This window comes from Mesorhizobium sp. M4B.F.Ca.ET.203.01.1.1 (genome assembly GCF_004791025.1).
Lineage (GTDB): Bacteria > Pseudomonadota > Alphaproteobacteria > Rhizobiales > Rhizobiaceae > Mesorhizobium > Mesorhizobium abyssinicae.
In genome coordinates this window covers 148,560-161,938 of record NZ_SRUO01000002.1, presented here as the reverse complement: position 1 = coordinate 161,938, position 13,379 = coordinate 148,560, and the positions used below count along the sequence as shown (strand labels likewise).

The following is a 13,379-nucleotide window of genomic DNA, read 5'->3' as shown; positions in this document are numbered from 1 at the left end:
TCAGCGCGCCAGAAGGGTTGGCAGGGACGGGCCTTCGAGCATCGATTTGGTGACGCCGCCGAAAATCCGTTCACGCAACCGCGAATGACCGTATGCGCCCATCACCAACAGCTCGGCGCGACAATCGACTGCGTGCTGGCGAAGAACGTCAGCGACAGAGTGGTTCGCACTCGGCAGACGGTCGACCGTGACTTTGACGCCGTGCCGGGCAAGATAGGCTGCGGCATCGGCACCAGGTTCCGCCCCGTGATGGGTTTCGCCCTCGACAGGATCGACCAGGGCGAGATGCACCTCGTCGGCGCCGATCAGCATGTCGAGCGACTCGCGAACGGCGCGCGATGACTCCAGGCGGGTATCCCACGCAACCATTACGCATTTCGGCTTCAGCGTCGGCCTAGAACCCTTGGGGATGAGCAGCAAAGGCTTTCCGGAAGAAAATAGCGCGCCCTCGACCACTTTGCTTTTCAGCGTCTCGCCGGCAAGCACTTCCGGTCCCACAATGGTGATATCGGCATACCGGGCGCGACGACCGATGGTCTCGTCGGCCCAGCCGGCTTCCGGATATGCGCTGACGGTATCGGCGGAAAGCGCGCGGCCAGCAAGGAAGGCCGCCACGACCGCTGTTCTCTTCTTCAGGAGTTTCTCATCTGCCTGGCGCTCCTTCAGCCAGTCTTCTGAGACGACCACTGCGAACTCTCCTACCGGCGGCGGCGCGGCGAGCGTCACCACGAGAACAGCGAGGTGCGCACTGACCTGCTCGCACAGGCCGGCAGCGAGTTCCAGATCGACGTCACTCATGCCCGGCTCCGTGACTGTGAGTATCGTTTTGAATGACATCGCAGCTGCTCCTGACCGCTGAGTTTGGCTTCAATTGCACCTGCAACCGTAACGAGATGGGTCGCGGCGTTCATTGAGCTGAATCAAAGATCATCTGCGGCGCCTCAATTGATCCCGATCAACTGCGACGCGCGCCGAAGGCGTAAGCTTCAACCGATCAATCGGTGGACACGAAGATGAAGCTCCTGATCGCTGCAGTTTCCACAAGCCTGGCCTTCAATGCGTCAACTGCGCAGGAAATGAGCTACGGCCAGGCGGAATACCTGAACTCCTGCGCGGTCTGCCATGGTCTCGATGGCAAAGGCGACGGCCCCTTGGGCGACGAACTGATGAAGCGCCCGGCCGACCTGACGCGTCTCTCGAAAAACAATGGTGGCGAATTTCCGTATTGGCGCGTCTTTGCCATGATCGACGGCCGCACCATGGTGCCCGAACATGGCGAGCGCGATATGCCGGTCTGGGGCCGCCAATTCCTGCCCGATGACGTCAGGAAATACGGGCCAAGCGCCGGAGAAATCGTCACCACGGAACGGATCCACAACCTGGCAGGCTACGTCCAGACACTGCAGCGATAGACGCCAGGTGGAACGTTCTCGCGGGCACCGCGCAGAGGAGCCATGCAATGATCGTTGAAAGGCAGGAAGCCGCGGGCGCGCTGCTGCTCGATCCCGCCACATATGGCGAGACCGGACCAGTGGAAGTGGTTGAAACCCATATCTCGCGCATCTTCCTGGTCGGCCGACACGCCTTCAAGCTCAAGCGAGCGGTCAAGCTGCCCTATGTCGATTTCTCGACGCCTGCCCTCCGCCTCACCGCCTGCGAGAAGGAAGTGGAGCTCAATTCGAAGACCGCGCCGGGCCTTTATGCGGGTGTGCGACGGATCACGCGAGGGATCGACGGCAGGCTCGCGTTCGACGGAGCCGGAGAGCTGGTTGATGCCGCAATCGAAATGGTGCGCTTCGACCAGTCGAAGCTTCTCGATCGAATGGCGGTCGCAGGCCAACTGACGCCCGCGCTGCTGACGACGGTCGCGGGCATGATTGCGCGATACCATCGCGGCGCGTCGGAGATCCACACAGGCAGCGGGTCATCGAACCTCGCTGACGTGATCGACATCAACGCGGCCGGCTTTGCTACCAGCCATGTCTTTCAAACAGACGAGATTGAGCAGTTCACCGAGGCCTTTCGTATCGCCCTCGCCCGCCATTCCGCCCTCCTCGACCGGCGAGAGGCCGCGGGCAAGATCCGCCGCTGCCACGGCGATCTGCATCTGCGCAATATCTGCCTGTTCGACGGCGGGCCCCGGCTCTTCGACTGCATCGAATTCAATGACAAGATAGCCGGCATCGATGTACTCTACGACCTCGCCTTCCTGTTGATGGACCTCTGGCACCGGGGCTTTCCGGAATTCGCCAATCTGGTGATGAACCGCTACCTAGACGAAGCCGACGACGAGGACGGGTTCATCCTGCTGCCTTTTTTCATGGCGGTGCGAGCCGCGGTGCGCGCGCATGTCACTGCAACGCAGGTAGAGGAAGGCAGCTCCGACTCCGAGAGGCTGGTTGCCGAGGCCAGGTCGTATTTCGAACTCGCCCGAACTCTGCTCAGAAGCGAGCCTCCGCGGCTGATCGCGATCGGCGGCCTGAGCGGCTCCGGCAAGACGACCGTCGCCGAGGCGCTCGCCCCCTATGTCGGCGCGCCGCCTGGCGCGCGCATTGTCGAGAGCGACCGCATCCGTAAAGCCATGCATGGGGTGCCCGCCGAAACGACGTTGCCGGACAGGGCCTATCGACCGGGCGTGTCGGAACGAGTCTATCGCCAAATGGTATGGCGCAGCGAATTGATCCTTTCCCAAGGCGGTTGCGTTGTCACTGATGCCGTATTCGACCGAGAGATAGACCGTGACCGGATTGAGAAGGTCGCCCGTGAGCGGGGCATCGCGTTTGCCGGATTTTGGTTGGCGGCGGACGCGCTCGTTCTCTGGCAGCGCGTGAGTGAGCGCAAGGGTGGCCCTTCCGACGCCACTGTCGACATACTCTCCCGGCAATTGCAGCGTCGCGAAGCTCAGACCACCTGGCGCAGGGTCGAGGCCGATCGAAAGCTCACCGACATCACCGCTGAATTGCTGGATTGCTTGCTATCTGCTTCTTCCTCTTCTCGGAGCGTCTCTTTGAAGGAAGCATCGTAAGAAGAAGCTATCGCGTTCAGCCGACCTCCAAGGTTGCCAACGACAGGCCTGCCTGGTCGGGGTGGTGCGCGATGGAGAAGCCGAATTCGCGACACATAGCCAACATCTTGCTGTTTTCGCTAAGCATTATACCTTCGATTCGGTTGATCTTGTCTGCCCTGGCATAGTCGATGATCTGCCTGAGCAGTTCCCAGCCAAGGCCGTGGCCCTGCAGGTCCGTACGGACCAACAACGCATATTCTCCGACCCTATGGTCAGGATCGCAGGAAAGCCGGCCGACCCCGGCCAGCGCGCCGGTGCCCGCCTCCAGCGCGACGAAAGCGATATCACGGTCATAGTCGAGTTGGGTCAACCGCTTGAGCATCTGGTCCGGGAAGTTCCTGCGCGGGGATAGGAACCGCAGGCGCAGATCGTCCGGCGAAATCCTCGCCAGGAATTCGGGATAGAGCACAATGTCGGCCGGCTTTATCGGCCGGATATGATAGCGGGCGCCGTCCGCGGAAAAATCCCTGCTCCAGCCTGATGGGTAGGGCCTTATTGCGAGCGCCGGGTTTGGCGCTGGCTGCTCCACGCGTTCTGGATCGATCTCGATGCGGGCATCGAGCGCGATCACGCCGTCGGCATCAGCCAGCAGCGGGTTGATGTCCATTGAGACGAGACATGGAAAATCGACGACCATTTGCGACAGCCCGTTGAGCGCGGCGATGATTGCCCCACGATCGGCCGGTTGGCGACCGCGATAACCGGCAAGCAGCCGGCTGATGCGCGTCTGTTCGATCAGGTCGCCCGCGAGAACATCGTCGAGTGGCGGCAAGGCGATCGCTGTGTCATCCAGCACCTCGACCGCCACTCCGCCGGAGCCGAACAGGATGACCGGACCGAAGATCGGATCCCGGCTCATGCCGAGGATGAGTTCCTGGGCGTATCTTCGCACCACCATGGGCTGGATGGCATAGCCTTCAACAGTGGCTGTCGGAGCCTGCTTGCGCAACCGGGCCCGGATCGCGGTTGCGGCGTCCCTAGCGACAGAGGCGGCGGCAATATTGAGCACTACCCCGCCAATGTCCGACTTATGCGAAATTGCCTTCGACCACAGCTTGACGACGACAAGTTCGGACGTTTTGAGCAGGTGTCTGGCAGCCGCCTCTACCTCGGCAGGAGATCTGGCGACGATCGTCTCGGGCACGGCAATGCCATAGGCGGAAATAACGGCCTTGGCCTCCGGCTCCGTCAGCATGCGCCGTCGCTCGCTCGCCACTTGTCTGAATATGGCAAGCACGGTGTCGCGGCCGCCGACTGTATCCTCGCGGCGGCTCGATGGCGTGCGCAGCAGCGCCCGCTGAGCTTGCGACCAGTCGCTGAGGTAGGAAACGGCGATCGCGGCGTCTGCAGGCGTCTCGAAGCTGGCCACTCCGGCACCCTGCAGGACACGCCGGCCCTCGCGCGCCGTGCGTTCTCCCAGCCAGCAGCCCAATACCGGCTTTCCGCAGATCCTGCCTGCCTTGGCAAGTTCGGCCACCGCACCTGCCGCCGCGAGCGGCGAGCCAAGTCCCGTCGGGCAGTTCATCACCAGGACGACGTCAGTTCCAGGGTCTGCCGCGACGGCTTCGACCGCAGCCTTGTAGCGCTCGGGCGCCGCATCGCCGACGATGTCCACCGGATTGGCGTGCGACCATGTGCGCGGCAACACGTCGTTCAATCGCTCGATCGTTGTCTGCGAAAGCTCGGCCAGCTCGCCATTGCCGTCGACGAGTTGGTCGACGGCGAGCACGCCTGCGCCACCGCCGTTGGTGACGATACCGACACGGGCTCGTTCCAGAGGCGAGAAGCGGGCGATCGTTTCAGCGGCATCGAACAATTCAGCGAGACCTTTCACGCGCAAGATGCCCGCCCGCCGGAGAGCTGCCTCCACTACCCGATCGGCTCCTGAAAGTGCGCCGGTGTGCGTCGCCGCGGCCTTTGCCGCCAACTCATGCCGACCCGGCTTTATCGCGATGACCGGCTTGATGCGTGCGGCCGCCCGTGCCGCAGACATGAACTTGCGCGGATTGGGTACGGTTTCGAGATACATAACGATGGCCCTCGTGCGCGCGTCGCCAGCCAGCATGTCGAGGCAATCTCCAACATCGACATCCGCCATGTCGCCCAGCGAGACGATTTGCGAGAAGCCGATATTGTTGTCCGCCGCCCAGTCGATCAGCGAAGTGGCAATGGCGCCGGATTGCGACAACAGGGCTATGTTGCCGGGTCTGGCTGCCATATGCGCGAAACCGGCGTTGAGCTTTTTGGGCGGGAGCATCAGACCAACCGTATTCGGCCCTATGATGCGTAAGAGTGTGGGCCTGGCGGCATCAAGCATCGCCTGGCGCAAACCGTTTTCGCGCGTAAGCCCCGCAGTCAGGACGACTGCCGCTCGTGTCCCCTTCTCCCCGAGGTCGCGCACGATACCGGGGACCGTCTCTGGTGGCGTGACGACTACCCCCAGATCCGGAACGCCCGGCAATTCGGCCGCTGTCGCATAGCAGCGTCGCCCAGCCACTTGCGAATATTTCGGATTGACCGGCCAGATCTCGCCCTCGAAGCCGCCGTTGACGATGTTGTCGAAGACGACACGACCGACAGAGCCGTCGTGCACCGATGCGCCGAACACGGCAACCGACTTCGGGGCGAAAGCATGTTCGAGATTTCGGATCGTCACCCCTGTTTCTCCGTTCGTGGCGATAGTTGCCGGTCGATCTTGCCCGTTCATTGCGTTGGATCAAAGTCGCCTTCGGTTGTCGCTTTCAACTGCGGGGGTTCTGCCGCGGCCGGTTGCCCCAGACGACTGCTCGCAATGCGACTGGCACCAGGTCGTCTCAGGGCGCGAAAGGTGATCGCGGCGCAAACCGAAACCTCTGGCGGTTGACCAAAATCAAGGCCCACAAGATCGGCAAGCATAGAGTTCAGCGGAAGCCGTCTACGAACCGCTGAAAGGATAAGGTGATGGCGAAGAGAACGGACAAGATCGAGGTCGGCATGGATCTGGCCGTGAGGTGCCGCGTCACCGACACCTGGCAGGACGATCTAGGTGACCAGTGGGCCACGGTCCTGATCGAGGGCTACGACGTCCCGATCACGTTAAAGGTGGTCCATTTCTTTCCGTTAAACGACGGCGGCTAATCGTTTGCATGAGGCGGCACAGGGCTGCGCTTCACCACATGATCGCGACAGAGCGGGCCAGCATCCGCGTGAGGTGGCACGCTGAAACCTGGTGGCCAGCGCTCCCCCGTTGATCGAGCGAGACCGGATAGACGAAGACCCGGCTTCGCGACCTCCGGTGCCTTAGATAAAATCGGAAAGCATCGCATGAACGAGTCCGCCCTGCGACGCGCATTGCTGGTCATCGCCATCCTGGGCCTGGCCATCGGGTTATGGATCAGGCAATTCGGCTTTGGATCCATCGAGGCAGGCACGGTCTGGACGGTGGCGACCTTGCCCGTAGTGGTGGCTCTCGCCATTTCCATCTTGCGCGACTTCTGGATCGGCCGTTTCGGTGTCGATGCGATCGCGCTGGTCTCAATGTCCGCGGCACTGCTCCTGGACCAGCCCTTGGCCGCAGTTGTGGTGGCGATAATGTATGCTGGCGGCACAGTGCTCGAGGATTTTGCCCGCGGTCGGGCCGAGCGGAACCTTAAGGCGCTGACCGACCGGGCGCCGCGCGTCGCACATCGAAAGTCGGCACAAAGTACAGATACGATCTCCGTGGATCAGGTTTCCGTCGGCGAAGAACTCCTGGTGCGAACCGGCGAATTGTTGCCTGTCGATGGGATCCTGCTCGATGCTTCGGCGTCTGTTGACGAGTCGGCGGTAACAGGAGAGCCGCTGCCGGTACGGCGAAGCGCCGGCGATGCGCTGCGCAGCGGCACCCTCAATGCCGGCGAGCCCTTCAGCATGCGGGCTTCCGCTCTGGCTGAACAGAGTACCTATGCGGCGATCGTGCGCATGGTCGCCACGGCGCAGACTGCGAAAGCGCCGTTCATCCGCATGGCCGACCGCTTTGCCCTGTTCCTGTTGCCAGCCACCCTACTGGTCTCGGGTACCGCATGGTATGCATCCGGCGATCCGATCAGGGCGCTTGCGGTTCTCGTTGTCGCGACGCCTTGTCCGCTCATCCTTGCTGCCCCTGTCGCCTTCATTGGCGGCGTTTCGCGCGCCGCGCGTGCCGGCATCTTGATGAAAGGTAGTGCGGCATTAGAAGCCCTCGCGCAGGCGCGCACCGCGATTTTCGACAAGACCGGGACCTTGACCATCGGTGGCGCCGAGCTCGTCGAGATCGACGTTGCACCTGGCGACGAAGCTGACCAGTTGCTGCAGTCGTTGGCATCGTTGGAGCAGGCCTCGCACCATGTGCTCGCCGACTCGATTATCCGCGCGGCCCGCGGCAGACAGCTGATGCTTTCACATCCGCATGGCGTCCATGAATATCGCGGAGCGGGGTTGAAAGGGCAGGTTGGCAATGTATCGGTCCTTGCAGGATCGCGAATGCTGGTGCTCGCCGGCAGGCCGCTGCCCCGCTGGACGCTATGCGGTGAGGAGCAATACCGGAACGAGCCCGTGCTCAGGGTCTTCGTGGCGTTCGACGGGCGCCTTGCCGGCGTATTCACCTTCGGAGATGCCCTGCGTGCGGATGCTCGCGATGCGCTCGGCACCCTCCGCTCCGCCGGCATCGAGCGTATGGTCATGCTCACCGGCGATGACGGCGCCGCGGCAGAGCGAGTGTCGGCATTGCTTGGCCTCGATGCCGTCATCGCCGATGCAACTCCGGCGAAAAAGGTTGCGACGGTCGAAGCCGAGAAGGCCCTGGCACCGACAATGATGGTGGGCGACGGCGTCAACGATGCCCCTGCCCTCGCCGCCGCAACGGTCGGCATCGCCTTGGGCGCCCGCGGCGCTACCGCCTCTTCCGCAGCCGCAGACATTGTCGTTTTGACCGACAGGCTGCAGCCAGTCGCCGAGGCTGTCGAGATTGCCCGGCGAACACGGACGATTGCCCTGCAAAGCATCATCGTCGGGCTGGCGCTTTCGGGGATGGCAATGGCAGCGGCGGCCATGGGACAGATCACTCCGGTTGCCGGAGCACTGCTGCAAGAGGGGATCGACGTGGCGGTTATCCTGAATGCGCTACGCGCCCTGGGCAATGGACATCTCGGACGCCGATGACCGATGATACGAAGCGGATGGATGGATAGCACCATGACGCAGCAGGATTTGGTGGTTTGCAGCAAATGCGGCGGGGTCAATCGCCTGCCGGCAATCTGCAATGCCAAGGCTGCGAAATGCGGAAAGTGCGGGAACAGGCTGTTTTCTGGTCATCCTGAGGACGTCGATGCCCAGGTTTTTGATCGACAGATCACGCGAAGCAATCTGCCCGTTGTCGTCGATATCTGGGCACCCTGGTGCGGCCCGTGCAAGATGATGGCACCGGCCTATGAAGCGGCAGCGCAGGAACTGGAGCCGCATGTCCGGCTGATCAAGCTGAATTCGGACAGGGAACAAGCCGTCGCTGCCAGGCTTGGTATCCGCGGCATCCCGACCATGATCCTGTTCCACGGCGGGCAAGAGGTTGCGCGCGTCTCCGGCGCGATGAGTGCTAGGCAAATCGTCAGGTGGGTTCGCGACCACCTGCCGATGGCCACAGCCTGAGAGCCGCAACCTCATGGATACGCTCATAGCCCGGCGCGGACTCGCCTTGGCAATAGGTCTACTCGTCGGATTGGAGCGCGGCTGGCGGGAGCGCGATGCACCCGATCGCAGCCGGACGGCCGGAATTCGGACGTTCGGCATATCAGGCCTACTCGGCGGCATTGTGACAGCTCTGGCCAACGCGCTTGGCGCTGTATCCGTTCTGGTCGGCGGGTTCATCGCCTTTGCGGCAATCTTCGCCTGGTACAAGGCACGCGAGGCGGCCCACGACGAGGATTTCAGCGTTACGAGCGTCATCGCCGGCCTAGGCGTCTTCGCGCTTGGTGCGCTTTCGGTCGCCGGTGACTATCGGGCCGCGGCGGCTGGCGGGGCAGCTCTCGCGGCCGTCCTTGCAAGTCGCGAAATCCTGCACGGTCTCTTGCGGCGTCTGACCTGGATTGAACTTCGTTCGGCCTTGATGCTTGCGGTGATGACCGCGATCGTTCTGCCGTTGCTGCCAAATCGCACGATGGACCCATGGGGTGGGTTCAACCCTTGGGAGGTCTGGTTCCTCACAGTGCTGATGGCCTCGATATCGTTCGCCGGCTATGTGGCCATCCGCGTCCTCGGTGGTACGCGCGGCCTGCTCGTCAGTTCGCTCGCCGGTGCGGTCGTCTCCTCCACCGCGGTGACCATGACCCTTGCTCGCAGTGCCGCTTCTGCCGCCAATCCTCTGCCGCTCGCGGGCGCGGCTTCGCTTGCCGCGATGGTTTCGATTTTGCGCGTTTGCACTGTAGTTCTGGCCATCGAGCCAAGCCTATTGGCCACGGTCGGCTTGCCGGCCCTTGCCGCGTCGGTCGCATTCGCCCTATGCGGAATTTTCCTGCTGACCAACCATGGCCGGGATCCAGAAAAGGGCACCCCGGCGCGCAATCCATTTGAGCTGGGCCCGCTGCTGCTGTTTGCCATGCTTTTCGCGATCGTTTCGACCGCAAGCGCCGCGTTGGCAGCTCAGTTCGGCGGACACGGGTTGCTGGCGAGCTCAGCGCTTGCGGGAATGTTCGATGTCGACGTTTCAGTGCTGAGCGCATTGCGTTTGGTGAAGCATTCGGTCTCCGTTGAAGCCGTCGGCCTGGCGGTGCTGACAGCACTCACTGCAAACGCGATCGGCCGCCTGTCGCTGGCGGCATTTGCTGGTCCAGTGAGGTTCTGGCTGCCTCTGGCTGGCATCACGCTGGTCGCAGCGGCAGCAGGCTGTTTCACCATGCTTGTGCCCTAACGAGAACTCTCCTTTGACACGGATCAAGGCTGGCACCCGTGGCCGCGCTATGGATCACATCAAAGGAGTTCGCGATGACCAGTTTGCAGGACCTCACCCCGAAATTCCGCCATGTGCGGTTGCTGCTTGCTCGCGAGAAGGGTCACCCGGAAGGGGATCGCGAGGAAGGCTATGATGTACTTGCTCCCTTAACCAGCGAAGGCAGGATTGACGCGGAAGAATGGAAATCGCACCGGGCCGCCTGCCGCGTGCGCCGTTTTTGCACTGGCGAGGACGACTTGATCGGCCGCCTCCGCCGCAAGCCGGGCGGGCAATGGTATTTCGACTATGCCGAAGGCGATCGCGATGACGAGACCGGTTTTCATCTTGGCGACGAACGCTTCGTGACAGGCGAATATGTTTCGATCGAACGCAACGGAGCCATGCACACCTACAAGGTGGCAAGGGTCGAGCGCCCGTAACACCGCCACGCCAGGCTTCCCAGGTGCAGACCATGTCGCGTCGCATCCTCATTGTGGTCGGTCATCCCGACCCATCCCCCGACCGGCTCTGTCGCTCTCTTGCGCAGGCCTACGCCGAGGGGGCGGAGCAGGCACAGCACAGCGTCCGCCGGATCGATATCGCGGCAATTGATTTTCCAGTGCTGCGGACAATGCAGGAATTCGAACACGGCGCCGTCCCCAACAGCCTCCAGCATGCCGCTGAAGCGATTGTCTGGGCGGAGCATATCGTGTTTGTCTTCCCACTCTGGCTCGGGACCATGCCGGCTTTGCTCAAGGCATTTCTGGAACAGGTCATGCGGCCGGGGACCGCCTTTGCTTACCCGGACAAGGGCGGCGGCTTTGCCAGGACGTTGCTTCGTGGTCGCTCCGCTCGCGTGGTGGCAACGATGGGCATGCCATCCGCTCTCTACCGGCTTTGGTTCTTCAGCCACGGCATCGCCGGCATGCGGCGAAGCATCTTGCATTTTGTCGGCATCAGACCGGTGCGGGAGACCCTGTTCGGGATGGTCGCGGGCGCCAGCGACAGGACCAGAGCAAGATGGATCGGGCAGATGCGCAAGCTAGGGGAGCGAGGGCTATAGCATGGCGATCCGCAAACCGGGACATTTCTGCCCCCCACAGGGGCCGTTTCTTCAGGGCCTATGGATCGACGGTGAATTCGGCCCACATGCCGGCGCCATAGTGACCAGGCACGTTGCAGATAAGCAGGTATTTTCCTGCCTTCAGTTCGACGGTCAATGTGCCTGATTTGCCGGGATCGAGCTCAGAAACCTCGCCCTTGTCACCAGCCCTGTCTTCATCGACCCTGTTCTCGGCCTCGAGGTAAGGAAGCGGCTTGCCGGGATCGGCGAGGTACATCACTATCATTTCGTGAACGGTGTCTTTGGAGTCGTTGGTCACCTTGAATGTGACCTCTCCGGCCTTCACCGCACCCGGCGAAGCCTTGATACCCATGGTCGCCTTGGTGAGATCGAGTCCTGGCGCTGCATAGGCGATCCCCGTCGGCATCTGCACGTCCGCGCCCTTGTCCCACAGCGAAATCTGGACAAGCGTCGCAGCCTGGGCTCCGCGATCGCCGACCATCAGCATTGCAGCAGCCAGCCCGAGCGCTATTCTCTTCAATATGGTTTTCATGGCGAACCTCCTTCAGGACGGCGGCAGAAAGCGCTCTACGTCCTGATTGTCATCCTGTTCGCGGAGTCCCGCGCCGTCCTTGCGCCAAATCAAACTGATCGGCGCGACTCATTAGCGGCGCCGGTGCAACTGCCAGCCAGTTTGAGGGTGTAGATCGGTGCCGTGACGGATCGTCAGGTAATGCCCGCCGGTTGGGCTTTACGGCCGCGCGCCAACCATTTGCCGCTTGACCCACGTCAAGGCCCCCGACCTGTTTCCTGTTCAATATCCCCCATCAAAGTTTCAAATTGGGGAGAGCATCATGGCTACGGCTGGAATCGATATCCCGATCCGAAAAGTCACGTCGACGACTTCTGCCAAGCTTCGACTGGGTTCCCTGACCGCATTGGTAATCGGCTCGATGGTGGGCTCCGGCGTGTTCAGCCTGCCGCAGAACATGGCGACCGGCGCCGGCCCTCTTGCGATCCTGATTGGCTGGGCGATCACCGCGGTTGGGATGCTGGCGCTTGTTTTCGTCTATCAGTCGCTCGCGGTAAGGCGACCAGAACTCGACGCGGGTCCCTACGCCTACGCCAAGGCCGGCTTCGGTCCCTTCATCGGCTTCAACAGCGCCTGGGGTTACTGGATCAGCGCCTGGGTCGGCAATGTCTCCTATGCGGTGATCGTGTTCAGCGCTTTGTCCTACTTCTTTCCAGCTTTCGGCGACGGCAATACCTGGCAGGCGGTGCTCGGCGCGTCTGTCCTGTTGTGGCTGATCCACGTCCTGGTTCTGGCAGGCATCCGTCAGGCAGCAGTCGTCAACTTGGTCGTCACGGTGGCGAAGATTGCTCCTGTGGTGCTGTTTGTCGGGATCGTCGCTGTGGCTTTCAAGCTTCAGGTCTGGTCTCTCGACTTCAGCGGGCTTGGCAACGCCAGTCTCGGCTCGATTGCCGCACAGGTGAAGAGCACGATGCTGGTGACGCTGTGGGTCTTCATCGGCATCGAGGGAGCAAGCGTATTTTCAGCCCGTGCGGAACGCCGCAGCGACATCGCGAAGGCGACTGTTCTCGGATTCTTCACCTGCCTCGCTCTCTACGCGCTGGTTTCGCTGCTGTCGCTCGGCATCCTCAGCCAAACTGAGCTCGCCGCGTTGAAGAACCCCTCCATGGCAGGTGTCCTGGAGGCGGTTGTCGGACCGTGGGGCGCCATCCTCATCAACATCGCGCTTGTTGTGTCCGTGGTCGGCGCGTTCCTGAGTTGGACGCTGCTTGCCGCGGAAATTCCGCACGTTGCCGGCAAAGACGGCACGATGCCGAAGTTCTTCGGCCACGAGAGCGAGCGGGGCGTGCCGTCGACCTCGCTCCTGATCACCAACCTGCTCGTGCAGGCGTTCCTGGTTATCACGCTGTTCGCACAGAGCACCTACCAGGCACTGTTCTATATCGCGTCGGCAGCCATTCTCGTACCTTACATCTTCTCCGGGGCCTACGCGGCCAAGCTCGCATTGACCGGAGAGAGTTATGAGAATGGCGAGCAACGCGCTGGCCCCCTTTTCGCTGGCATATTGGCGACAGTGTACGGCCTGTGGCTCGTCTACGCGGCAGGACCGGCATATCTGTTCATGTGCGCGATCCTTTATGCGCCCGGCATCATTCTCTACGTCTGGGCACGTCGCGAAACCAACCAGCGTGTCTTCCATCCTGTGGAAGCTGCTGTCGCTGCAGCCCTCGTCGCTGTCGCCATCCTGGCCGTCTACGAGATGTGGACCGGCGCTATCAGCCCGCTCTGAAGGACGCAC

The 13,379-nt window shown here is 62.2% G+C and carries 12 protein-coding genes; 9 read left to right on the top strand and 3 right to left on the bottom strand.

Annotated elements, in window-relative coordinates; genetic code table 11:
* On the bottom strand, nt 1-837 hold the full coding sequence (locus tag EN846_RS04170; protein WP_127392835.1) for a universal stress protein: 837 nt from the start codon (nt 835-837) through the stop codon (nt 1-3).
* 176 nt (nt 838-1,013) lie between these two features.
* Between EN846_RS04170 and EN846_RS04165 the strand changes: the two genes are divergently transcribed.
* Complete coding sequence (locus tag EN846_RS04165) at nt 1,014-1,412, top strand: cytochrome c (protein ID WP_127282015.1); 399 nt, start codon at nt 1,014-1,016, stop codon at nt 1,410-1,412.
* A gap of 47 nt (nt 1,413-1,459) precedes the next feature.
* Nucleotides 1,460-3,025, top strand: a complete 1,566-nt coding sequence (locus EN846_RS04160) for a bifunctional aminoglycoside phosphotransferase/ATP-binding protein (protein WP_127282014.1) — start codon at nt 1,460-1,462, stop codon at nt 3,023-3,025.
* Between the two features lie 16 nt (nt 3,026-3,041).
* Here the strand turns inward: EN846_RS04160 and EN846_RS04155 are convergent, their stop codons facing one another.
* Nucleotides 3,042-5,723, bottom strand: a complete 2,682-nt coding sequence (locus EN846_RS04155; RefSeq protein ID WP_128271877.1) for a bifunctional acetate--CoA ligase family protein/GNAT family N-acetyltransferase — start codon at nt 5,721-5,723, stop codon at nt 3,042-3,044.
* A gap of 284 nt (nt 5,724-6,007) precedes the next feature.
* Here EN846_RS04155 and EN846_RS34995 point away from each other — a divergent pair, with 284 nt between their 5' ends.
* The 6 genes from EN846_RS34995 (at nt 6,008) to EN846_RS04130 (ending at nt 11,049) form a co-directional block, all read left to right on the top strand.
* Nucleotides 6,008-6,184 (top strand): hypothetical protein, encoded by a 177-nt coding sequence (locus EN846_RS34995; protein ID WP_187331232.1) that lies wholly within the window; start codon nt 6,008-6,010, stop codon nt 6,182-6,184.
* A gap of 186 nt (nt 6,185-6,370) precedes the next feature.
* Nucleotides 6,371-8,224: a heavy metal translocating P-type ATPase gene (locus EN846_RS04150; RefSeq protein WP_127393770.1), complete on the top strand. Its 1,854-nt coding sequence runs from the start codon at nt 6,371-6,373 to the stop codon at nt 8,222-8,224.
* A gap of 33 nt (nt 8,225-8,257) precedes the next feature.
* The gene (trxC, locus tag EN846_RS04145) at nt 8,258-8,707 is read left to right on the top strand and encodes a thioredoxin TrxC (protein WP_127393769.1); all 450 of its coding nucleotides are present in this window, start codon (nt 8,258-8,260) and stop codon (nt 8,705-8,707) included.
* A 13-nt stretch (nt 8,708-8,720) separates the two neighbouring features.
* The gene (locus EN846_RS04140) at nt 8,721-9,965 is read left to right on the top strand and encodes an MgtC/SapB family protein (RefSeq protein WP_128346000.1); all 1,245 of its coding nucleotides are present in this window, start codon (nt 8,721-8,723) and stop codon (nt 9,963-9,965) included.
* Nucleotides 9,966-10,039: 74 nt separating this feature from the next.
* Nucleotides 10,040-10,426 (top strand): hypothetical protein, encoded by a 387-nt coding sequence (locus tag EN846_RS04135; protein ID WP_127282046.1) that lies wholly within the window; start codon nt 10,040-10,042, stop codon nt 10,424-10,426.
* A 32-nt stretch (nt 10,427-10,458) separates the two neighbouring features.
* On the top strand, nt 10,459-11,049 hold the full coding sequence (locus tag EN846_RS04130) for an NAD(P)H-dependent oxidoreductase (protein ID WP_127282009.1): 591 nt from the start codon (nt 10,459-10,461) through the stop codon (nt 11,047-11,049).
* Between the two features lie 58 nt (nt 11,050-11,107).
* Here EN846_RS04130 and EN846_RS04125 read toward each other — a convergent pair whose 3' ends face one another.
* Entirely contained in the window at nt 11,108-11,602 is a 495-nt protein-coding gene (locus EN846_RS04125) for a sulfocyanin-like copper-binding protein (protein ID WP_127309460.1), read from the bottom strand.
* A gap of 301 nt (nt 11,603-11,903) precedes the next feature.
* Here EN846_RS04125 and arcD point away from each other — a divergent pair, with 301 nt between their 5' ends.
* The gene (gene arcD / locus EN846_RS04120; RefSeq protein ID WP_127393370.1) at nt 11,904-13,370 is read left to right on the top strand and encodes an arginine-ornithine antiporter; all 1,467 of its coding nucleotides are present in this window, start codon (nt 11,904-11,906) and stop codon (nt 13,368-13,370) included.
* The last annotated feature ends 9 nt before the right edge of the window (nt 13,371-13,379 follow it).

Excerpts from the sequence above, each read along its gene's own strand:
- EN846_RS04170 (WP_127392835.1), bottom strand. The coding sequence starts at position 837 with ATGTCATTCAAAACGATACTCACAGTCACGGAGCCGGGCATGAGTGAC.
- EN846_RS04165 (WP_127282015.1), top strand. The coding sequence starts at position 1,014 with ATGAAGCTCCTGATCGCTGCAGTTTCCACAAGCCTGGCCTTCAATGCG.
- EN846_RS04160 (WP_127282014.1), top strand. The coding sequence starts at position 1,460 with ATGATCGTTGAAAGGCAGGAAGCCGCGGGCGCGCTGCTGCTCGATCCC.
- EN846_RS34995 (WP_187331232.1), top strand. The coding sequence starts at position 6,008 with ATGGCGAAGAGAACGGACAAGATCGAGGTCGGCATGGATCTGGCCGTG.
- EN846_RS04150 (WP_127393770.1), top strand. The coding sequence starts at position 6,371 with ATGAACGAGTCCGCCCTGCGACGCGCATTGCTGGTCATCGCCATCCTG.
- trxC (WP_127393769.1), top strand. The coding sequence starts at position 8,258 with ATGACGCAGCAGGATTTGGTGGTTTGCAGCAAATGCGGCGGGGTCAAT.
- EN846_RS04140 (WP_128346000.1), top strand. The coding sequence starts at position 8,721 with ATGGATACGCTCATAGCCCGGCGCGGACTCGCCTTGGCAATAGGTCTA.
- EN846_RS04135 (WP_127282046.1), top strand. The coding sequence starts at position 10,040 with ATGACCAGTTTGCAGGACCTCACCCCGAAATTCCGCCATGTGCGGTTG.
- EN846_RS04130 (WP_127282009.1), top strand. The coding sequence starts at position 10,459 with ATGTCGCGTCGCATCCTCATTGTGGTCGGTCATCCCGACCCATCCCCC.
- EN846_RS04125 (WP_127309460.1), bottom strand. The coding sequence starts at position 11,602 with ATGAAAACCATATTGAAGAGAATAGCGCTCGGGCTGGCTGCTGCAATG.
- arcD (WP_127393370.1), top strand. The coding sequence starts at position 11,904 with ATGGCTACGGCTGGAATCGATATCCCGATCCGAAAAGTCACGTCGACG.